The organism is Arthrobacter sp. NicSoilB11, from assembly GCF_019977375.1.
Lineage (GTDB): Bacteria > Actinomycetota > Actinomycetes > Actinomycetales > Micrococcaceae > Arthrobacter.
The window spans coordinates 1-20,677 of sequence record NZ_AP024659.1 but is presented as its reverse complement, the minus strand read 5'-3'; the positions used below and the strand labels follow the sequence as shown (position 1 = coordinate 20,677).

At 60.0% G+C, this 20,677-nt stretch carries 13 protein-coding genes and 1 pseudogene; 7 read left to right on the top strand and 7 right to left on the bottom strand.

Annotation, left to right across the window (positions count from 1 at the left end; genetic code table 11):
* Positions 1 to 178 precede the first annotated feature (178 nt).
* From LDO14_RS20805 to LDO14_RS20785, 5 genes are all read right to left on the bottom strand, one after another.
* Positions 179 to 1,924 (bottom strand): alpha-amylase family glycosyl hydrolase, encoded by a 1,746-nt coding sequence (locus LDO14_RS20805; RefSeq protein WP_223995476.1) that lies wholly within the window; start codon positions 1,922 to 1,924, stop codon positions 179 to 181.
* A 56-nt stretch (positions 1,925 to 1,980) separates the two neighbouring features.
* Complete coding sequence (locus tag LDO14_RS20800; protein WP_223995475.1) at positions 1,981 to 3,786, bottom strand: alpha-amylase family glycosyl hydrolase; 1,806 nt, start codon at positions 3,784 to 3,786, stop codon at positions 1,981 to 1,983.
* 304 nt (positions 3,787 to 4,090) lie between these two features.
* Positions 4,091 to 5,014 carry a sugar ABC transporter permease gene (locus LDO14_RS20795; protein ID WP_223995473.1) on the bottom strand — a complete coding sequence of 308 codons (924 nt, stop codon included), beginning with the start codon at positions 5,012 to 5,014 and terminating at the stop codon, positions 4,091 to 4,093.
* A complete protein-coding gene (locus LDO14_RS20790) occupies positions 5,011 to 6,618 on the bottom strand; it encodes an ABC transporter permease subunit (protein ID WP_223995471.1) in 1,608 nt (535 codons plus the stop codon). Before LDO14_RS20790 ends, LDO14_RS20795 begins: the two co-directional genes overlap by 4 nt.
* A 93-nt stretch (positions 6,619 to 6,711) precedes the next feature.
* Positions 6,712 to 8,010 carry a maltose ABC transporter substrate-binding protein gene (locus LDO14_RS20785; protein WP_223995469.1) on the bottom strand — a complete coding sequence of 433 codons (1,299 nt, stop codon included), beginning with the start codon at positions 8,008 to 8,010 and terminating at the stop codon, positions 6,712 to 6,714.
* A 435-nt stretch (positions 8,011 to 8,445) separates the two neighbouring features.
* On the opposite strand from LDO14_RS20785, the gene LDO14_RS20780 reads away from it, so the two are divergent.
* From LDO14_RS20780 to LDO14_RS20770, 3 genes are all read left to right on the top strand, one after another.
* On the top strand, positions 8,446 to 10,146 hold the full coding sequence (locus LDO14_RS20780; protein WP_223995467.1) for a glycoside hydrolase family 13 protein: 1,701 nt from the start codon (positions 8,446 to 8,448) through the stop codon (positions 10,144 to 10,146).
* A gap of 258 nt (positions 10,147 to 10,404) precedes the next feature.
* A complete protein-coding gene (locus tag LDO14_RS20775; RefSeq protein WP_346656255.1) occupies positions 10,405 to 11,463 on the top strand; it encodes a LacI family DNA-binding transcriptional regulator in 1,059 nt (352 codons plus the stop codon).
* Between the two features lie 129 nt (positions 11,464 to 11,592).
* Positions 11,593 to 11,817: a hypothetical protein gene (locus LDO14_RS20770; RefSeq protein ID WP_223995465.1), complete on the top strand. Its 225-nt coding sequence runs from the start codon at positions 11,593 to 11,595 to the stop codon at positions 11,815 to 11,817.
* A 929-nt stretch (positions 11,818 to 12,746) separates the two neighbouring features.
* On the opposite strand, the pseudogene LDO14_RS21630 reads toward LDO14_RS20770, so the two are convergent.
* Positions 12,747 to 13,913 (bottom strand): annotated as a pseudogene (locus tag LDO14_RS21630) (IS110 family transposase); the annotation flags it as partial.
* 562 nt (positions 13,914 to 14,475) lie between these two features.
* On the opposite strand from LDO14_RS21630, the gene LDO14_RS20750 reads away from it, so the two are divergent.
* The 4 genes from LDO14_RS20750 (at position 14,476) to LDO14_RS20735 (ending at position 19,307) form a co-directional block, all read left to right on the top strand.
* The gene (locus LDO14_RS20750; protein WP_159629951.1) at positions 14,476 to 15,966 is read left to right on the top strand and encodes an APC family permease; all 1,491 of its coding nucleotides are present in this window, start codon (positions 14,476 to 14,478) and stop codon (positions 15,964 to 15,966) included.
* 183 nt (positions 15,967 to 16,149) lie between these two features.
* Complete coding sequence (locus LDO14_RS20745) at positions 16,150 to 16,980, top strand: hypothetical protein (RefSeq protein ID WP_159629953.1); 831 nt, start codon at positions 16,150 to 16,152, stop codon at positions 16,978 to 16,980.
* A 203-nt stretch (positions 16,981 to 17,183) separates the two neighbouring features.
* The gene (locus LDO14_RS20740; protein WP_159629955.1) at positions 17,184 to 18,581 is read left to right on the top strand and encodes an FAD-binding oxidoreductase; all 1,398 of its coding nucleotides are present in this window, start codon (positions 17,184 to 17,186) and stop codon (positions 18,579 to 18,581) included.
* 420 nt (positions 18,582 to 19,001) lie between these two features.
* The gene (locus LDO14_RS20735) at positions 19,002 to 19,307 is read left to right on the top strand and encodes an antibiotic biosynthesis monooxygenase family protein (RefSeq protein WP_159629957.1); all 306 of its coding nucleotides are present in this window, start codon (positions 19,002 to 19,004) and stop codon (positions 19,305 to 19,307) included.
* 311 nt (positions 19,308 to 19,618) lie between these two features.
* On the opposite strand, the gene LDO14_RS20730 is transcribed toward LDO14_RS20735, so the two are convergent.
* On the bottom strand, positions 19,619 to 20,677 hold the full coding sequence (locus LDO14_RS20730) for a LacI family DNA-binding transcriptional regulator (RefSeq protein WP_159629959.1): 1,059 nt from the start codon (positions 20,675 to 20,677) through the stop codon (positions 19,619 to 19,621).

The window sequence follows — 20,677 nt, the reverse complement described above, 5'->3', positions numbered from 1 at the left end:
AGTTGAGCGGCCTCGCGTTGCCGCCCAGTAAGAGCTTCAGGCTCCGTGCATCTTAGCCTTGAGTTCGTTTGCTCTCGCCGGCACGGCAGGCGTGAGGTGCCGTCTTGCGGGTCCTGTGCCGAGGCGTGACCCGCGAGACGGCACCTATCTGCAGCTTCCGGCCCGTGAGCGGATAAGCTCAGCGCAGCCAGGCGGTGGTGTTTGCCGGCAATTTGCCGTCTTCGAGGATTGCGCTGCTGACCAGGATGGTGCCTGCCGGCAGGTCGACGGCGGTGTCCCCGAAGTTGGTGACCGATTGCCAGCCGCCGGGCCGGCGGAAGTGCAGGACCGCTGGATTGCCAGTCTCGACCCATTCGAGCTCTTCGTCGGCCTGGAGTTCGCGGCGCAGGCGAAGGGCGGTGCGGTAGAGCTGCAGGGTGGATCCTTCGACCCCGTCCTGGGCCTCAACGGCGTAGTTGCTGAACCAGGCCGGCTGGGGCAGGTGGGCGGGTCCGTCGCCGAATCCGAAGGAGGTGCCCTCGATACTCCACGGGAGGGGCACGCGGCAGCCGTCGCGGCCCATCTCTACGCCCTTGTTGCGGAAGAAGGCGGGGTCCTGGCGCTCGGATTCAGGGATTTCGGTGACTTCCTGTAGGCCGAGTTCTTCGCCTTGGTACAGGTAGGCCGAGCCGGGCAGGGCGAACATCAGCAGGGCTGCGGCGCGGGCGCGGCGCAGGCCAAGCTCCACGTCGAGTTCCTCGGCGGGTCCGCCGGCCAGCAGCCAGGCTTTGCCGTCCTGGCCCTTGGGTTCTGTGGCCGTGACATCCTGCGCGGCGTTGGTTCCCTGGGCCGCCGTGGCCTGCCCCTTGGGCAGTCCGTAGCGGGTGGCGTGGCGGACGACGTCGTGGTTGGAGAAAACCCAGGTGGAGGATGCGCCCGTTTCTTTGGCGGCGGTGAGGTTTTCCATGATGATCTTTTTGAACTTCGGCGCATCAAAATCGGCTTGCAGAAGGTCGAAGTTGAATGCCTGGCCCAGTCCTTCAGGGCTGGCGTAGCGGGCGCGGCGGGTCTCGTGGACCCAGGCCTCGGCGACGGCGGTGCGCGGCGGGCTGTACTCGTTGAAGAGCTTGCGCCATTCGGCGTAGACCTCGTGGACTTCGTCGCGGTCCCAGAACGGGTGTGATCCGTCGATGAATCCGTCTGCGCCGGCTTTGGCTTCGAGGTCCGCCTTCATCGGCAGAGGCTCGGAGAGGTCCTTTGCCATGCCGTGGGCGACGTCGATGCGGAAGCCGTCCACGCCGCGGTCGGACCAGAAACGCAGGGTCTTGAGGAAGTCCTTGCGGACCTCGGGATTGTCCCAGTTGAAGTCCGGCTGCTCCTTGGCAAAGATGTGCATGTACCACTGGCCGGGGGTGCCGTCCGGTTCGGTGATGCGATCCCAGACCGGTCCGCCGAACACCGAGTCCCAGTCCGAGGGCGGCAGTTCGCCGTTTTCGCCCTTGCCGTCGCGGAAGATGTAGCGATCGCGGGCAGGTGATCCTTTCGGGGAGGCGAGGGCTTCCTTGAACCATTCGTGCCGGTCGGAGGAGTGGTTCGGGACGATGTCGGCGATCAGCTTGATGCCGGCGGCGTGCAGGGCGGCCACCATCTCGTCGAAGTCCTCCAGCGTGCCCAGCTTCGGGTCCACGTTGCGGTAGTCGTCCACGTCGTAGCCGCCGTCGGCGAGGGCTGACGGGTAGAACGGGCTGAGCCAGACGGCATCGATTCCGAGGGCCTTCAGATACGGGACCTTCGAGGTGATGCCCTTGATGTCACCGATGCCGTCGCCGTTGGAGTCGGAGAAACTGCGCGGGTAGATCTGATAGACAGCTGCCTGACGCCACCAGCTCGGGTCGGCCATGCGCTCGGATTCAGAGGAGTTTGCCAGAGTGGCGGTGGTGGACAAGGGTGCTTCCTTCTATTCGTGTTGTTCTGCGATTTTGCTGTTGGTGAGTTCGTGCTTCAGTGATGCTGCGTTGCTGCTTGGAGCTGAGGCGCTTGGTCCGGCCGCGGCAGGTCGGTGGTGGCTCCGGTGGGGTCATTTTTCGGGGTAGCGGTGGACATGTGAAATGCGGATTTTCCGGTGGGAACTTTGATCCCCGGGAGTTTCCACAGCTGTAGTGAGGGGCCGGAACCTGAGAAGGTGATGGATTGCGATGTGCTCCTTGCCGTAACCGTGCCGCAACCCCATAACGGGGATGGTGTGGCATTCCCGGAGCCGGAATGGATGAGCGATACGGGCAGTTCCACGGCTTCGAATGCTGCTCGGGATGCTGCTATCAGGACGCAAACCTCGTTGTGCTCGCGCACGTACATCAACACGTCGTCGCCCGCGTATAACCATCGCAGGTTTCCTTCGTGCAGTGCCGGCAGCTCCCGGCGCAGCCGGCTGAGGTCGGCAATGTATGGGCCCAGGCTGGCTCGGATCTTCCCGGGTTCCGCCCACGGCATGGGTGTTCTGGCCTCTTCACCGTTGATCCCTTCGAGACCGAATTCGTCGCCGGCGAACAGCGTCGGGATCCCGGGCAGTGTGAAGATCATGGCCAGGCCCACGAGTTGGCCGCCGGGGATCATGACGGTGGCTGCCCGGGCAGTGTCATGAGAATTCAGGGCGTTCATGTTCTGCGTGCGGATGCGCCAGGGAAAGGCCGCGGCCAGGGCTTGGTGGGTCTGGACGAAGTTTTTCGCGCTGATGCGGTTAGGACCCGGAATGGGCGTCCCGAAAAAGTTGACGGGAGCGTCCTCTTTTGTGAGCCATTGCCAGAGGGGGCGGGTGAAGTTGGAATACGTCATCGCCCCGTGCCAGGTTGTACCGTCGAAGTCGGCTGCTGCATCATTTGTTGACTCTGCGAGCAACACTGCGTCCGGCTTGATGGACTGCATCGTGTGCCTGATCAGCGTGGCAATTTCGCGGTTCATGTCGTCGGTTCCGTGGCGGCCGGTCATGTTTGCCACATCAATGCGCCACCCATCGAGGTTAAACGGCGGGGCGAGCCAACGGCTTATGACCGACGATGGCCCGGTGATGAAGCGCCGGCGCAGCTCGGGTGAGTTCCAGTTGAATTTCGGCAGGCTGGGCACACCGAACCACGAGGCGTACGTGGTGTGGTCTTCGTTGAAATAGTAGAAGCCGGCCTCTGCGGAGTGCGGATCCTCAAGCGCGGCTGTGAACCACTCGTGGGCGTCGCCTGAATGATTTGCCGTAAGGTCGCCGATCACTCGTAGCCCCCGGTGGTGTGCGGCGTCCACCAGACGGATGAGTGCCTCGTCTCCGCCCAGCAGGGGGTCCACTTTCGTGAAAGTCGTCGCGTCGTAACGGTGATTGGACCGGGCGGGGAAGAAGGGAGTCAAGTAGAGAACGGAGGCTCCGAGGGCCTGAATATGGTCGAGATGCCCGGTAATGCCGTCGAGGTCCCCGCCGTAGAGCTGGCGCGGAGTGACCTCTCCCGCTCGCTGAACGGGTTCATCCCAGCCGCAGCGAACTGCCCAGTCGGGGGTAGCCCGGGTTAAGGCGTCTCGGGAACGGGCAAAGCGGTCCGGGAAGACCTGGTAAATCACTGCGCGGTGCAACCAGTCCGGAGCAGGGGCGTGGGCGATCAACCTGAAGTCCTGAAAATCGGGGGTATCCCGGTCAAAAAGGCCTTCCGCGTTCAACCATTCCCATGCAGGCCTGCCCTGATGGGTGGTTTCGATCAGGAAGCGGTACCGGAGCACAGGATTGACGGCGAGGACCGGACATTCCCACCATTGCCAGGAGTGGCCGGCCACGGCCGGGCAGTCCGGAGGATCGACACGGTGGGCTTCGTCAAAGTGCGGTTCGCCGTTCCTGACGGAACGAACGAAAACGCGGTCGACGCCGCCGTAAGTGGCCGGGATCCGCATCCGGAGCCGTAGCTGGCTGCCCACGGCCGGCGTCTGGTCGGAGACATACAGCGGCGAGCCGTCATGGTGGGGGATATCGGTCTTCACCGCTGATTCTCCATCTGCTCTTGTCGTGTACTGGGATTTGCCTTCACCTGATGTCCTGCCTGGGGGCAGGTTGGGGGTGTGGTTGTTGGGCTTGGGTGGCTGCCTATCCCTTCACCGAGCCCTGGATCAGGCCGCTGGTGATGTATTTCTGGAGGAACAGGAAGAGGGCCATTACCGGGAGTGCAGCCAGGACGGATCCTGCGGCGAAGACGCCCCAGTTTTCGGAGCGCTGTTGTGCGACATAGGAATACAGTCCGACGGCGAGAGTCTGCGAATCCGGGTCCTGAAGTACGACGGAGGCGATGATGAAGTCGCTGCTGATGCCGATGAAGGACAGCAGTCCGACTACGGCCAGGATCGGGGTTACCAGGCGCAGGATGATGCCGAAGAAAATCTGGACGTGGCTGGCGCCGTCGAGCCGTGCGGCCTCGTCAAGGGATGTGGGCACGGTGTTGAAGAAGCCGTACATCAGGTAGGTGTTTACTCCAAGCGCTCCGCCCAGGTAGACCATGATCAGTCCGAGCTGGCTTCCCAGGCCCAGCCAGGGGACAACGTCGGAGATGCCGCTGAGCAGCAGGAAGATGGCGACGATGGCGAGCAGCTGGGGAAACAGTTGCAGCAGCATGAGGCTCAGCAGGCCGAGCCGGCGGCCCTTGAAGCGCATGCGCGAGAAGGCGTAGGCGGCGAGGGCCCCCAGCAGCACGCTGGCCAGGGAGGTTACTGCCCCGATGAAGAGTGTGTTGAGGAACCATCGTCCGAACGGACGGGCGGGGTCCGCGAAGAGCTGGGCGAAGTTCTCGAAGCCGATCTGGCCGAACAGCCTGTTGCTTCCGGCAAGGGTCCCGCTTGAGTCCAGGGCGGCCGAGAGAACATAGAGCAGGGGAAACAGCGCGAAGATGATCGTGACAATTCCAACGAGATGGCGCCAGCCCTTCTCTTTTGCCCATGAGACTGTGCCGCGATCGTGGCGTCGGGCGGGTTGGGTTTTCCGGTGTGAGATTTTGGGCGTCGAGGTTGTGACGGTCATGAGTTCACTTCTTCCAGAGACTTGGTCATTTTGAAGCTCCATGCCGAGATAACCGCCACGATGATGAAGATGAGGATGGCTAGAGCACTGGCGAGGCCATAATCTCGGCCGGCGCCGCCGCCGAAGGCGACTTTGTAGACCATCGTGATCAGGATGTCTGTGGCGCCGATGTCCATCGTGGTTCCCTGGAACCGGGGGCCTCCAGCGGTGAGCATGTAGATGACGTTGAAGTTGTTGAAATTGAAGGCAAACGTAGAAATCAGCAATGGGGCTACGGATACCAGCAGGAGCGGCAGCTTGATGGAACGGAAGATCCTCCATGCGCTGGCGCCATCCACGCGTGCGGCTTCATCCAGTTCTTCAGGCAGCGACTGCAGGGCCCCGGTGCAGACAAGGAACATGTAAGGGAATCCGAGCCACAGGTTCACCAGGAGCACGCTGAATTTAGCCAGCCACGGATCACTCAGCCAGGGGATTTGGGCGCCGCCGAGGAGTGCCTGGTTGATGAACCCGAATTCCTGGTTCAGCAGGCCTGACCAAACGAGCCCGGAGAGAAAGACAGGGAACGCGTAGGGGAGAATGATCAGGATCCTGTAGATGCGTTTGCCCCGCAGATCCTGCCGGTTGAACGTTATGGCAAGGAAGAGGCCCATGACGAATGTTGTGACGACAGAGGCCAGCGCGAAGGTGATTGTCCAGGCAGCGACCTGAAGGAGGGGCCCCCGGAGGTTGTCATCGGTAAAAGCTTTGGTGAAGTTGGAGAAGCCGACGTCGATTTTCCAGCCCGGTTCCAGGGCGGTCCCGGCGTCGTCGACGAAGTTTCCGTGGCCTCCGTCGTGGTAGATCTTTCCCGAAGCGGTGTCCTTGAAGGTGTCCGTTGCGGGGTCGTATGTCCGGGTCGGACGGTAGATGTAGGCATTGCTTCCATCTGCGGTGCGTAGCGATCCGTCGGCCGCGTTCGGCGACAGGGGAACGTCGAGGGACGTGATTTTGTTCTGGTTGGCGAGGATCTGGCGGAGGTTCAGCGTGCTGTAACCGTCTACGCCGATTGCTTTGCCGGTGCTGTCGCGTTGAACGCTTTCAATTTTCTCGGCCGGTTTTCCGTCTCCCCCGATGAGCGTCTTGCCGTCGGGGCCGGTGAGAAGCAGGTAGAAGTTCTCGCCTTGTCCGAGCACGGCGACCCGGTATGAAGGTGAGTCCGGAACTCTTTGCTGGGCTGCGCGCTGGATGGCGCTTATTGCGTCTGCCTTGCTGCTGTTGTGCCCGTCGCCGTAGTTGGTGAAGGCTATGTAACCCGTGAAGGCAACGACGCAAATTTGGAAAATCGCGAGGAAGAAGACTCCGGGAGCAAGGTATTTGGCGGGAAGGCCCCCCTTGCGCAGGTAGATCCAGTTGACCAGGCCTGTGACGAGGGCAGCGACAACCAGGACGGTCCAGTTCTGACTCATGAAAAGTACGATCATCACGTACACCGCGAAGGCATCGACCAAGCCGAGCAGGACGATTTTGACGAGGATGCCGGCCAGTGAATCGGGCCCGCGCCTGGGCTTCTTTGGATTGGTCGGTGACGTAGGTGGGGCTTGAGCGGTGTCGAGTGAAGTCATGAGGGATTTGGCTTTCAGCGATGGTAGGCAGATGTTATCGGCGGCCGGCCGGCCTGCTCAGACAGGCCGGCCGGCATAAAAAGCGCGGCAGGCTTACTTTGCGATCTTCTTTTGAATGTTCTCGACCATGGTGTTCCACGCAGTTTCGGGGTCGCCCTGTCCCTTGATCAGCGCCAGTTCCGTGCCTCCCCAGTCGGCCCAGACTGCGTCCATTTCAGGAAGTGCCGGCATAGGCACGCCGTTGGCGCCGATTTTGCCGAAGGCTGCCACTACCGGGTCCTTCGCGGCCTTTTGGAACGAAGTCTTCAGCGCCGGGGGCCGGCCGCCGGCCGTGAAGAGGGCGTCTTGGACGTTTTCAGTGGTGAGGTAGTTCACCGCGAACTCCGTGGCCGCCAGGGAATTCGTGCTCTTTGAACTGATAAAGAATCCGTTGACGCCAATGAAAGGTTGGGCAGGCTCTGACCCGGCGGTGGGAAGAGGATCGATGGCGATGTTGATGCCGGCCTTCTGGATGTCAGGGATGTTCCATGGGCCGGTCAGAAGATACGGCGACTCGCCCTTGAGGAACTTTTCCTTTGCAATATCGGCCGTGATGTTCGAGTTCAAGACCTTCTCCCCGGTGTCACCCCATGCCTTGAGCTTTTTGGCGAACTCGATGCCCCCGGTATTGCCGAGTGTCAGCTTGCTCGCGTCGTAGCCGCCGTCGGCGCCGGTGCCGAATACCGGGGCTCCGAGAGAGGTCTGAAGCGGATACAGGTGATAGGGATCGCCCTGCTTTGGATCGAGCCCGACCAGGAAGGGGTAGGCGGCTTTACCGTCAGCAACGGCCTTCTTTCCATTGGTAACCACCTCATCGAATGTGGCTGCAGGTCCGCTGACCAGGGCCGTGTTACGGACAAGTCCGATGTTTTCAATGGCGAAGGGAACGCCATAGACAGAGCCCTTGTAGGTCATTGCCTTCATGGCTGAATCCTCGAAAAGCTTCGCTTTGTCGCCCAGTTCAACCGGTGCAACGACGCCGTTCTGCACAAGCTGGCCGAGCCAGTCGTGGGCGCCGACGATCAGGTCAGGGCCCTTACCCGTGGGGACCTGGGTGATGAAGTCTTCGCGGACGGTGTCCTTTCCTACAAGTTTCACTTCAATTCCGGTCTCTGCCTTGAATTTGGCTGCGACGTCCTTCAGCACCTTTACCCGGGCGTTGTCGGCCCACAGGGTGATGGTGGACGAGCCTCCCTCGGCAAGGTTCTTGCCCTCTTGGGCGGGAGCAGATGCCGGGGATGAGGATGTGCCGCTGCTTCCGCAGCCGCTGAGGATGAGAGCTCCGGCCGTACCGAGTGCGGCGATTGTGAAGTGGCGGCGGGTAGGGCCCGCGGCAATGGAAGTCACCTTCATTGGTGTACCTTTCTGGCACGTTTTTCAGGATTGCACCGCAACGTGAAGGGGCGGTGAGTGATCGAGCCTTCCTACCTCAGCCAGGCGACAGCCCAAGCCGGGGTGGACGTGAGTGGCGTCACAAATGTAACCGCTTCCATTTTTTCTGTCTAGCCCCATGGGATTAATTCTGAGATCCCCGCTCATAAGAGGACCTTTCGATGGTAAAAATTAAGGGAAGCGCTTACATTTTGGTCGATAAGCCCTACAATCGAGGCCATGTCTTGTTTCGATGGACCGCCCGTGCGGCAGAACCAGCCACTTTGGAATGTGCCGCACCACGACGGGTCGGCCACGTATGTCTCCGATCTTTCGCCTGCCGTGGGGGACCAGGTCTCCGTTTTCCTGCGTGTCCCGCGGGCAAGCGGGGTAACCCGGGCCCTCCTGCGTGTATGTGTGGACGGAGAGCAGGCGCTGCTTGAGACGGCAACCGACAGAGCAAATGAATACGAATTCTGGCTGCGGGCGGACATTTCCGTTGAGAACCCTGTTGTGAACTATCGCTGGCTTCTTGACGGAATCCAGAACGGCTACCAGTGGCTCAACGGAACAGGGCTGCACACCCATGACGTAACCGACGCGTCGGACTTCCGAATCAGCACCCATACTGCGCCTCCAGCGTGGGCGAGCGAGGCGGTGCTCTACCAGATCTTTCCTGACCGCTTCGCCAAATCAGTTGACCGGCCAGCGCCGGATTGGGCCATTGCGGAGGGCTGGGACAGCCCCGTCATTGGCAGGGGGCCGGAAACGCCGTACCAGTATTACGGCGGGGACCTCGACGGCATCATTGAGCACCTTGACCACATTCAGTCGACCGGCGCCAACGCCATCTACCTCACGCCGATCTTTCCCTCCCGCTCCAATCACCGATACGATGCCTCAAGCTTCGACCGCGTGGACCCGCTACTTGGCGGCGACGCCGCTTTAAGACGCCTGTCCGAGGCCGTCCACGCACGCGGCATGCACCTCCTCGGAGACCTCACAACCAACCATTGCGGAAACGTCCACGAATGGTTCAAGGCCGCAGTCAATGACCCGGGCAGCTCCGAAGCAGGCTTTTTCCTCTTCAACCACCACCCCGACGATTACGTGTGCTGGTTCGGGCACCGGTCCTTGCCGAAGTTTGACCACAGCAACCCAGAGCTGCGGAAGCGCCTCTACGAAGGTGAACAGTCCGTCGTGGCCCGCTGGCTCGGCCCACACGGCTTCGACGGATGGCGCATCGACGTCGCCAACATGACCGGCCGGCTCGGCGCCACGGATCTGAACCATGAAGTGGCCACCACTCTGCGCAAGACCATGGCTGACGCAAGCCCTGACGCGCTGCTGCTGGCCGAGCACAGCCACGATGCCTCCCAAGACCTTAAAGGAGATGGCTGGCATGGCGTGATGAACTACGCCGGTTTTACCCGCCCCGTCTGGCAGTGGCTCAAGGGACCATCGGAAGTCCCCTTTGAACCCGGGCCCTTTACCGCGATTCCCAGGCTGTCCGGAAGTGACATCGTTGCTTCCATGCGGGAGTTCTCCGCTGCCTCCCCCTGGCGTGCCACATCGCACGCTCTCACGCTGGTGGGATCCCACGACACGATGCGCATCAGCACGATGCTGGGCGATCTGCGACTGGTGGCTGTTGCGTTGGGCCTGCTGGCCAGCATGCCAGGCATCCCGATGCTCTGGGCCGGTGACGAGATTGGCCAGGAGGGCGTAAACGGCGAGGACGGCCGGCGGCCTTTCCCCTGGGCCGCCAAGGAGAATTGGAACTCGGAGCGCCTCGCTCTCGTCCGAGCCCTGTTTGAAGCGCGCAAACAGTCCCCGGCCCTTCGCCAAGGTGGCCTGCGGTGGCTCTCTGTAGGCGATGACGCGTTCACGTTTCTGCGTGAAGCCCCGGGGGAGAGTATCCTCGTCCATGCCGCACGGGCTGCGCATGCATCGGTGAGGTTGCCCTCCGAGACCGTCGGTGGGAACCTGCGCGGACTCGCGGGCACAGCGGATCTCCACGTAGCTGAGAACGGCCTCTTCATACTGCCCAGCGACGGTCCAGCGTTCAGCATGTGGCGCTGCGGCAGCACCAGCCAGGACACCAGATGGCAGCAGTAAGCGCTTCCACTGGAGACAGCCGAAAGGCGAATGTGGCGTCGCTACTTCCCCTTACCATCGGGGATGTTGTAACCGTAAGCGCTTTCGATACACAGCAAAGGACCCTACAATCGAAGCCATGACCCCGGCTTCCGGTCACTCCGCGCAGGATCGAACGGGTCTGACGTTGGCTGCCGTTCCCGTAGCCCGTCCCCGTGTCCGGTGGTGGCGGTCCTCGGACTACGGGGCCAGTGGATCCCCAACCCTGTTATCGGATGGATGTATATGGTTACGGCTGGACTGATTACCGAAGGGACCAAGCCGGGCGCCCCACGTCTCAAGGATGTGGCCGTGCTTGCCGGCGTTTCATCAGCAACTGTTTCGCGCGCCCTGAGCGGAAACGGGCTTGTATCAGCACGGACCAGAACCAAGGTGCAGAAAGCTGCTGATGAGCTGGGTTTCGTCATGTCTTACCATGCCTCCAGCCTCGCCAGCGGGCGCAGCCGCAACATTGGCATCGTCCTGCCCTTCGTCGGCCGGTGGTACTTTTCCACGGTCCTGGAAGGTGCCGCAGCCGCACTCATGGAAGCTGGGTACGACCTCACCCTTTATAACTTCGAGGGTGACCGCTACCGGGAAAGCATCCTGTCCAACTTTCTCCTCAGAAAAAGACTTGACGCAGTGGTCGCTGTAGCACTGAACCTGGATAAGCAAGAAACCGAACAGCTACTCTCAACAGGCATCCCGGTTGTTGGAGTCGGGGGCCCTCTAGAAGGCGTAAGCACCATCAGCATTGACGAGTTCGACGCTGGCCGACGTGCAACAGAACACCTCATCGGCCTCGGCCACCGCAAAGTCGCTCATGTGGGCGGCGAGAACGAGCAGGAGCGATATTTCAGAACGTCGGGCGACCGGCGGTCAGGTTATCTGCACGCCATGAAAAGTGCTGACTTGCCTGTGAATCCGGCATGGCTTCTGACGTCCGATTACTCCTTCAATGACGCTTACCAGCAGGCCAAAAACCTTCTCGCTGACGCCGGCAACAGGCCCACAGCAGTTTTTAGTGCGTCCGACGAAATGGCTGCAGGCGTAATTCTCGCAGCCAGGGATCTTGGCCTCAGCGTCCCGGGCAACCTATCGGTGATCGGCATTGACGCCCATCCAATCGGCCAATCCTTTGGCCTCACCACGTTGGACCAGCACGCCCACGACCAAGGTGTTCAGGCTGTGGAAAGCATCCTCGATCAGCTCGCCGGCACTTCTGCCGAACCCACCAATAACGTCCTTCCCACGAACTTTCTCGTCCGGTCCTCTACAGCGCCACCACCTGACCAGTAAGTCTTGGGCCCTACATCTCTAACCTTCCAACAGCATGGAGTGACACGGATCTCCGCCATGCTCGAAGCGCGGTGGCCCGCAGTCGCATAAGGACTCACCAGCACGTCCGCCTACAACAAGGGAAATCGAATGGAAAGCCATGAAACCGTCACGGACTTCTGTATCAAAGACAAGCAGACGCTCGACCAGCAACTTAATGAAGCGGTGGAAATGGCAATCGAAAGAGCCCTTCCAGAGCGGAAGGGGGTCCTCGTTACGCGACACAACGCAAGCCGCTTCAGCGTCACGGTGACAACAGAGGTTCCCTTTGGGCTCATCTACGAACACGACCACTCAGCACGGCCGCCTCTCTGATACGGGCCATTCCCCGCGCCAAAGGAGGACGGATGCCTGGCATCGGGCACTTTCCCACGGCAGAGAACTACCCGCTGTTCCGCACACTCCTCACGTCGATCCTTGACGAGATCACGAACTAAATAGAACAAAACGGCGGGGGCCGCGGGCGGTTCACCCGAATTCTCTTGAGCATTAAGCTGAGGAACGCAGATCGGCACCGGGAAAATCGGCCTCATGGGACCTGGCGGCACCCAGTGCAGCTCAGCTAGGGTGGCCATTCCTGAACGAGGTGCCCCTCGGCCCGTTAGTCCCAGTCAAGGCGGCTCCGCCTCCCGTACTTTAATCGCCGATAATTGATATTCGGTCAAGTAGCTATCCGGTGATGCCAGGAAGCAGGAGCCGTGTGAGGGTTCCCCGCACGCCTTGCCCTTTAAAGTTTCTCGAAGGTCGCCTCTCCCCAGAGCAACGTTGGACAGGGTGGCAGGGGAGCGCGGGCAACTTGCGGGCGCCGGTCTGGCGTCAGAATAGCGCGAAATAACGCATTGTTGACGGTGGCTCATGATGTTCTCAGATCCCACCCTGACAGTTGGAGGGGCAGGAAACCGAGCTGCGGTAGCCCGAGAACTTTCAAAATAGACCGAAGAATCGGGTCTTGATGGAAGTCGCTAGCGAAGGGGTGGGCGATGTCACCTCCTGCGGTTCGTCAGGTGTCTAAGAACCACACCGGAGCTCCACCGACGGGCAAGTCGTCCCACGTCAGGCGCCCCGACGTCAGGCTGGGGTGTACTCCTCCCAAAGACATCTGCCACTGGGGTCGCGTTCTTGAGACCGGACTAGATAGCGCTTGTTCCTTTCGGCGGCACCTTCCATTCAATGGCTGCGTTCTGTCTCAGCATGCGGGGCGTGTCCCTATGCTTTTCGTCAGCGGCTTGGGGCGGTTTCTCCTCGTAGAGGGCGCCGTTTCTGAGCATTGAGTAGATGACGTCGCAGCAGCGCGGAGCGAGACAGATTACTGCGGCGTTGGGCTTCTTTCCCTGGTCCCGTTTCTTTGGTAGTAGGCCTTTGAGGCCGGATGGTGGCGGCTGGCAATCCATGTGGATCTGAACAGTGCGTTCTTGAGCTGCTTGTTGCCGGAGCCGGCGGGAAATTTACCGCGAATTGAGGTGCCGGACGTCGTGTCACCGGGGCTATTCCCGCATAGGCGGCGAGGTGCCCGGGAGTGGTGAAGGTGCCGGCATCGGCGATGGTCAGGAGTATCGTCGCTGCGGTCTTGATGCCGACTCCCGGCATGGACATCAAGACCTGGGAAAGAGGGAAGTCATCGAGGAGCTATTCGACTTCTTCGGCGACGATCGCTCGTTGGTGTTTGTGTTCTTTAGTTTGTGCTGCGACGCGGGGGATGACCAGCTCGACGGCTTCGGCGCCGATGACGGAGACGCTTTGCTCGTCCAATGCCGCAAAGATCGCCTCGACCAGGTTCAGCGGATACTTCCGGCTGTAGTTTCGGGCCCAGCGCAGCACATTGGACCGCCGGCAGCTCGCAGCCCGATGGGGCCGGAGTACTTGATGAACAGCTCCAGGACCAGGGACCGGGTAAGCACTGTTCCTGGGAAGACACGCTCCAGGGCGGGGAAGATTTGCAGAATCTGAGACCGCAGACGGTTGATCGCTCTGGTGCATTCGTGAGTCAAGTCAGTGTCGAATCCGAAGAGGACCTTCAGCGCTGCGAGCACTTCGCTGTCTCGGTCTACTGCCCGCAGCGTGCGTGGCATGGCACGTGAGGTCTCAGCGATGATGAACGCATCCCGGGCGTCCGTTTTGGACTTCCGCGGTACAGGTCAGCCGCTTTGCGCGTCGCCAGGCCGGGCAGGTAGGCAACGGTGCACCCGCAGTCCCCGGCCACGGCTATCGGAAGAGCGCCAATGGTGTTGGGTTCGTCCACGATCACCAGGACCCGGCCGTGCTGCTGCAAGCAAGTGAAAAGCTCGCGCAGCCGGGCCTCGTCTTGCGGCAACGCCTTACCGACTACCCGTTTACGACCGCGCTCAACGCGGCCGCGTGATGCTCGCATTTGCCAACATCAAGCCGCAGTAGACCTCGTATCCTTCGTTCATCCGGCGCTCCCTTGCACCACTTCTGGCCACAGTCACGACACCCGATGCTGGCACCCACGTTACAAAGAGACCTGGATCCTTCGGAAGGAGCCAGCCGTGTCCCTATCAGCAGTCAACGCGTGTCTCCGAACCTGGCGACAACACCCCCGGATCATCAGTGACAGGGCAAGAAAGTCATACCAGGTCCAGCGCCCAAATCCCCGGCCCTCGGGGACGCAATAAATGTAATGGGGGGTGAAGTTATTGCGTGAGTCGAACCCCGGGTGCTGTCAACGACTTGAGTAAGGATGCGGCCGACTGCTGAACTCAGACTCGGAGGCGAACATCCGAGCGGATAATAGCACGGCGACCGTACTTTCGGATTCAAACTTCCGTACAAATTCCGGATTCAAAACGTATGCAAGTCAGATTGTCGTCGTGGGATTCGCCCACTTAGATGGAACCTGCAAAGTGACGTGCACAACAGACTAAAACTGGCCTCAGCGTCGAGGCACCCGCAGGAATGGTGGCCGCACAGCAGCTCTACCGGCTCGCCCCCCAACCAAATCCAGGAGCATTCCCCATGTCTGAGATAAAAATGCATAAGGCTGAGATCGGCGTGGACCTTCCGCCGAGTAAAGATTCCCAACTAAAGGGAAGCATCGGCTTTGTAAACCTCATCTTCACTGTCTTGGCCTACAACGGCCCGATGGTGAACTTCCTCGGGTTCCTGCCCGTTGCGATCCTCCTGGGCAACGGCATCGGCACACCGGTGATGTTGCTCGTGTGTGGCGTTGTCGCTGCGCTCTTCGCCTCCGGTCTGGTCGCCATGGGGCTTCGCCTACCGAGACCAGGTGGCTACTACTCGTATGTTTCCGCCGGGTTGGGAAAGATCGCTGGTCTCGGTACAGGATTCACGGCCATAGTCTGCTATTTTGCAGCCAACATTGCCGGGTATGTCCTTGGTGGGATCGCCGCGGAGAACCTTGTACACAGCGCCCTCAATGGCCCAGACCTCCCATGGTGGCTGTACGGCAGCGTTATGTTTATCATCGTCTCGATCCTTGGCTATCTGAACATCGACTTCTCTGCGAAGATCCTTACAGTCTTCCTGGCGCTGGAGTTGCTCCTTATGGTCATGTACAACGTCTCCGTCATAACGCAGGGAGGCGCGGAGGGTATGGGTCTCGACAGCTTCAAACCAGAGAACATTTTCAGTGGTGACATCGGCATCGCCTTCATGTTCGGAATCGGCGTCTATGGCGGATTCGAGGCCACCATCATCTTCCGGGACGAAGTTAAGCGCCCTGAAAAAACTATTCCGCGCGCAACCTTCGCGGTTGTCGCAATCCTGGCCATCCTCTACTCACTCACGGCTTGGGTATTTATCAACGCCTATGGGCCGAACGCCATCATGGGCGTACTCACCGACAATGTCGTGGAGGCCTCCGGGGCAAGCGTTCAGCAGTTTACCGGCACCGCGGCCTACTACGCGGTTACTTCCCTTCTGATTACAAGCTGCTTCGCCCTTTCTCTGGCGAGCCACAACATCGTCTCCCGCTACCTGTTCAACCTGGGGGCTGATGGAGCGCTGTTCAAGTCATTGGCCCGTGTGCACGCCCGGCATGGTTCCCCGCATCGGTCTTCCGTCGTGCTCAGCGTAATGGTACTCGTCGGCATCGTCCTTTTCAGTGGAACCGACGGAGAGACGGCGTACGCACGCCTGGCAGGCATCTACTCGTTCGCATTCGCAATACTTATTGCATTCGCTGCCCTTGCCATCACTGTCTTCCTTTCCCGGGATAAGAAAGGTGGGCGAAAAGCGGTGTGGCCGGCCATTGGAAGCGGTGTCGCATTCGTATTTTTCACCACAGCGCTAGTGCTCTCCGGACTCAATTTCGGATTGCTCACCAGTACCGAAGGATGGTTCACCTGGGCGCTCTTGGGCTTGATCCTTGCCATCATCGCTACGGGAATGATCCTGGCCGCGGTCTACCGCAGCCGTCGACCCGAGGTATACGCCAGAATCGGCCGAGACGACGCTGGCGACCTGGTTCCCGGTACGGAAAGTTAATACGCTCTTTCTAAACCCGGTGTGATGACCGGGCAAAAGTGGCAGTGGCAGCTCGTCAATCGCCCTTCTCTTAGTTCACGCGCACTATCTGCGCGTGAACTAAGAGTCTCAACCGCGGTTAAGCGTCTTTGAAAAGAATCCCATCCCGACAGAGTTACGGGATGCATGCAATAAGGAGCTCACATGCACCTCTCCAAGTTCGTCGCCAGGGAAAGTTTCGGCGTTCGTATTGGATCGGACGGCAATCGCACCTCCGGAACGCTGGACGACCTGTTCCCCAACTGGGGCATGACAGAGCGGCTTGGCATCGTATTGAGCAAACCGTATGGGGCAATTGAGACGAGTCTCGCGTTGCTTGCCATGACGCCGTTGTTCTACGGACTGGTTCCAGAGCGTGCGACGACAAAGCCCCAGTATCCACCGATCATTCTCTTTCATGTCGGGCAGATGCACGGCAGCCACATCATGCTTGACGTGGTTCCCCATCGCTACGAGGTGCTTGTAGAGAACGACTCCTACTCCGTGCTCGCCGCCGTAAAGGACTATGGGATCACGCGGTTGATGGTCCCCGACGAACACGCGGAACGTGATCTTTCCTATGTCGAGCGAGCTCCACTGGGCTGGACAGATCTCCGTTACCTGAGGGAAAACTTGCGCTCGGTCTATGCGTATGGTCAGGAGAACGGCCTCGCTCATTCCTCGACCATTGAGATCACCTCGATTGATCCGCGTCTGGAGGACTCCGTGACCCAGGTTCTCAGGCCCGAGGAAAGCATAAAGGTGTTCACTGATGCGACTGAGGAATCGCTGGCTACGAAAATGATCGGTGAGACGAGCCTGGAAGATCTCGAAACGCTTACGCCTATCGTGGCCAAGCGAATGAATGAGGTCGGAACAGAAGAAAGGGCGCGGTTACTCGCTTCTCGAGCAGCGCGTCGAAATTCTCAGGGGAACATCACGCAGGCTTATCGGGAACTGAGTGTTGACGGCGGCCTCGCCCGGCTAGTTCCATAGCCTGCTTACATCCGTTCCGCTGCAGACGCGTCCTCCACACTGAATTGGGCGACTGCCAGGAGCAGCGGATCTGGTATGAACAGGAAATTTTGACAAAAATACTGCCCCTATCCGGGAGCAAGGGGCTCGAACCGAGGCACGCAGTCCCTCTTGCGGACTGAACCAGAGAAACTAAATTAACCGCGACTGTCGTGTGTCAAGAGATGGAGGAGCAGAAATTGGCGTTACCAAGGATAACCACGCCACTCAATATTGATGGTGATGTTCTTTTCCCCGGCAATAATGATTTTGATGCGGTCGCGGGGATTTGGGACGGCCGCCACTTGCAGCAGCGGCCGTCGGTGATCGCGCGCTGCACGAGCGCGGGAGACGTTCAGAAAGCCATTCGCTATGCACGCGAAAATGACCTTGAGATATCGGTCCGTGCCGGTGGCCACAATCCAAATGGGTATGCGACCAACGACGGCGGCATCGTTTTGGACCTCAGGCTGATGGATAGCATCGACATTGACACGGTCACGGGTAGAGCGCGCGTCGGTGGTGGGGTGATCGCTGGCGATCTCGTCCAAGAGGCAGCCAGACACGGTCTAGCGGCTGTAACGGGCATGCACCCCAAAGTCGGGTTCTGCGGCCTCGCGCTCAATGGAGGCGTCGGCTTCCTCACTCCGTTCTATGGTCTCGCCAGCGACAACATCGTGGGAGCGACTTTGGTGACGGCAACAGGCGAGCTGGTTCACTGCTCGGCGGATGAACGGCCCGAATTGTTCTGGGCAATCAGAGGTGCAGGCCCTAACTTTGGTGTCGTCACAGAGGTCGAGGTCGCTCTCCACGAGCTGCCCAGGCAGATGCTTGCCGGATTCATGACCTGGCAGCCAGCGGTCGATAAGCTGCCCAGCCTTCTGACGTCCATCCTCGATGCGCTCAACGCAATGGCAGATCATCTTTACCCCAGCGTTTTCATAAGCATGGACGAAAGCGGGGCCCCTGCTATTACAGTCTGCGTGGGTCACCTCGGAAAGCTCGATATCGCCGAACGGGACATCGAACGGCTTCGTGGCCTGGGTCGACCCGTGTCCGACTCCATTGCCATCCGCTCGTACGACGAGGTAGTCGCCCTTAACGCCGAGGTGGGTAGTTTCGAAGACGGAATGTTCAACCTTTGGATCGACCGGGAGATCGCCGTGTCAAACGGTCGTTTCGCTGAAGCCGTTGCGGCGAATCTCGATAAGTTCATCAGCGAGCCCTCGACCGGGAATTCTGTGAAACTGGAGATCGAAGGAAGGCCCTTCGGAAACCCGAAGGGAACGCCGGCCCGGCACCGCGATGCGATGGGCGTGCTGGCCGTCGCGGAATGGGACGGGACGAGCCACGGAGCTGCAAAGTACCCCGAGAGGGCACGAGAGCTGGACGCGGCCCTACTTCACGCCGGTGCCACGACTTCTAAATTCGGTCTCCTAAATAACAATTCAGAGGTCACACCAGAGATGGTCATCGAGGTCTATACCCCAGAAGTCTACCGCCGCCTCGCTGCAGTAAAACGCGAATACGACCCGGAAAACTGCTTCCACCGCAACTACAACGTAGACCCCCAGCGATTCTGACCCTCCCAAGACGCCGCGCTAACAAGCCCGGGTGGACTGCCAGACACTCATCTTGAACCACCAATTAGCCCGTTCAAGCGGAGGATCAACGACAGGTCGAAGCGGACCGGAGGCCGCTGACGGGACGATTCTCAAGCGAATTCGCTTGATGTTGTAATGGAACATTCCGCGGGCTTGTCCATTTCGCCAATGCTGCCGGGGGAGTGGAACTTTTCATTTGTTGTAAGTTGCGTTAGGTATCTGTAATGGCAGCTATTGGAGCCACCAGACAGGGGCAAGAATGAGTGCCACCAGGGTCATTCCTCGGCGCACAACTGCACGTGCTGAAGACTTCGCAGCCGTGCGCGGGGTCATCTATCCTGTTCTTGTTCCCCGGACTAGACGTTTGTGGTAGAAATTCAATCCTCATGAGGAGGCGACGTGATAACCGTTGTCAGCACTATGCAGCTCGAGTCGAACGCAGAGCAAGAATGGGATCGGCTAATCCGAGAGCGCTTTAAATCAGCCCACAACAAGGAAGGCTGGATACACGGTCAGTTGCTCACTCCCGCTGACGCCCCCGGTACTCGCGTCATCATTGGCACCTGGAGAAGTCAAGCGGACTGGGAGGCTTGGCATGCGGATCCCGCCTTTCTCGCCTCGCGTACCAGGCTCGACGAACTACAGCATGCAGACCACGGGACCGCACTGTACGACGTAATAGAGGATGCCCAGGGTACCAACTAATTTTGGCCCAATGGCCTCCGTCGGACGTTTCTCTCCACTGGGCCCAGGGTTGTCCTCTTAGGGCTAGGGCTTGGGCCAGTGGAGAGTTTGAGGGGTCTGTCCTCGTTTGGTTTTGGTGAAATCGGCAGCCGACGTACCTAACCAACGTGCCGGTACGGTGGCTGCAACTGGTTGCCGACAAATTCGCGCTGCCCTGAAGGCGTACATCGTTTGCCGCCGTTCCTGGCGGACTGTCCTACCGAGGGCGACTGTGCGACCGGCGGGTCATGCATGCGGGTACGCTTGTGTGGTCGTGTCATCCGGTTGTGCCGTCAGTTTTGCTGACACTCTTGGGGCGAGGGAGTTGATGAACGTCGTACGAGTTCCGTGACGAATTCGTAGCGGCGAATCTCAACGTCCTCACCTTGAATTTTGCGCAACAGTAACTGAACCGCATGCCGGCCCATCTCGGCGTAGGGCTGCCGGATTGTGGTTAGTTGTGGATCGACCAGCATGGCAGCGCGCTCATCGTCAAACCCCACAATGGAGATGTCTTCGGGTACCTTCAACCCGCGGGCACGAAGGGTCCGCAGGGCGGCAGCTGCCATAGTATCCGCAGCACAGAACATAGCGTCAATTCTGATACCTTTCGACAGTTCTGATTCCAGCTCCCTCCAGTGCATGCGTGTTTCATTAAAGGGATCCATGCAGTCAATTATCAGCGACTCGTCGAAGGTAATTCCGGCCGAATCCAGTGCATCCCGGTACCCCAGAGTGCGGTGGTCAATGAACAGCCCGTCACCCCAAGTATCTGTCTCCATTTCCATGTTTGGACGCAGGAGCGCGATCGATCGTCTGCCGAGCGAAATCAAATACTCAACGGCAATTCGGGCGCCTTCCCGATTCTGCGCGGAAATGGTCGGAAACCGAACAGTGCGACTAGTATCGTCGATCGCAATAGCAGGCAGTGCTATGCGGTCACATGCTTCGCGCACGCCATCTTGATCCGGCACTCCAATAATGATCACACCGTCCGTCGGTACGTTGGCAAGTGCCCCCACAATCGCGGCGGCGCCGCCTTTAGTGCCGGCGACTGGATGCGCCATAAGGTAGTAGCCCTCTTCGGCGGCTGCTCGAAATGCAGCGCGAACGACCGGCTCCCACCATCCCCACCCTGCATCGGGCACGATGACACTGATAGCGCGGTACTCACCGCTGCGCAGCGCCCGCGCTGTGGCAGAGGGACGATACCCAAGATTGCGCGCCACAGCGCGAACGCGCTGGCGCGTGGTTTCGCTGACATCCGGATGGTCCCCGAGAGCCCTGGATACCGTAGCTACCCCAACCTCGGCCGCGCGCGAGACGTCCGCCAATGTCACCTTACGAAGCAT

What these genes read in the sequence shown, in the direction of transcription:
- LDO14_RS20770 (WP_223995465.1), top strand. Translation starts at nt 11,593, where the DNA reads ATGGAAAGCCATGAAACCGTCACGGACTTCTGTATCAAAGACAAGCAG.
- LDO14_RS20790 (WP_223995471.1), bottom strand. Translation starts at nt 6,618, where the DNA reads ATGACTTCACTCGACACCGCTCAAGCCCCACCTACGTCACCGACCAAT.
- LDO14_RS20750 (WP_159629951.1), top strand. Translation starts at nt 14,476, where the DNA reads ATGTCTGAGATAAAAATGCATAAGGCTGAGATCGGCGTGGACCTTCCG.
- LDO14_RS20740 (WP_159629955.1), top strand. Translation starts at nt 17,184, where the DNA reads ATGGAGGAGCAGAAATTGGCGTTACCAAGGATAACCACGCCACTCAAT.
- LDO14_RS20795 (WP_223995473.1), bottom strand. Translation starts at nt 5,014, where the DNA reads ATGACCGTCACAACCTCGACGCCCAAAATCTCACACCGGAAAACCCAA.
- LDO14_RS20745 (WP_159629953.1), top strand. Translation starts at nt 16,150, where the DNA reads ATGCACCTCTCCAAGTTCGTCGCCAGGGAAAGTTTCGGCGTTCGTATT.
- LDO14_RS20730 (WP_159629959.1), bottom strand. Translation starts at nt 20,677, where the DNA reads ATGCTTCGTAAGGTGACATTGGCGGACGTCTCGCGCGCGGCCGAGGTT.
- LDO14_RS20785 (WP_223995469.1), bottom strand. Translation starts at nt 8,010, where the DNA reads ATGAAGGTGACTTCCATTGCCGCGGGCCCTACCCGCCGCCACTTCACA.
- LDO14_RS20775 (WP_346656255.1), top strand. Translation starts at nt 10,405, where the DNA reads ATGTATATGGTTACGGCTGGACTGATTACCGAAGGGACCAAGCCGGGC.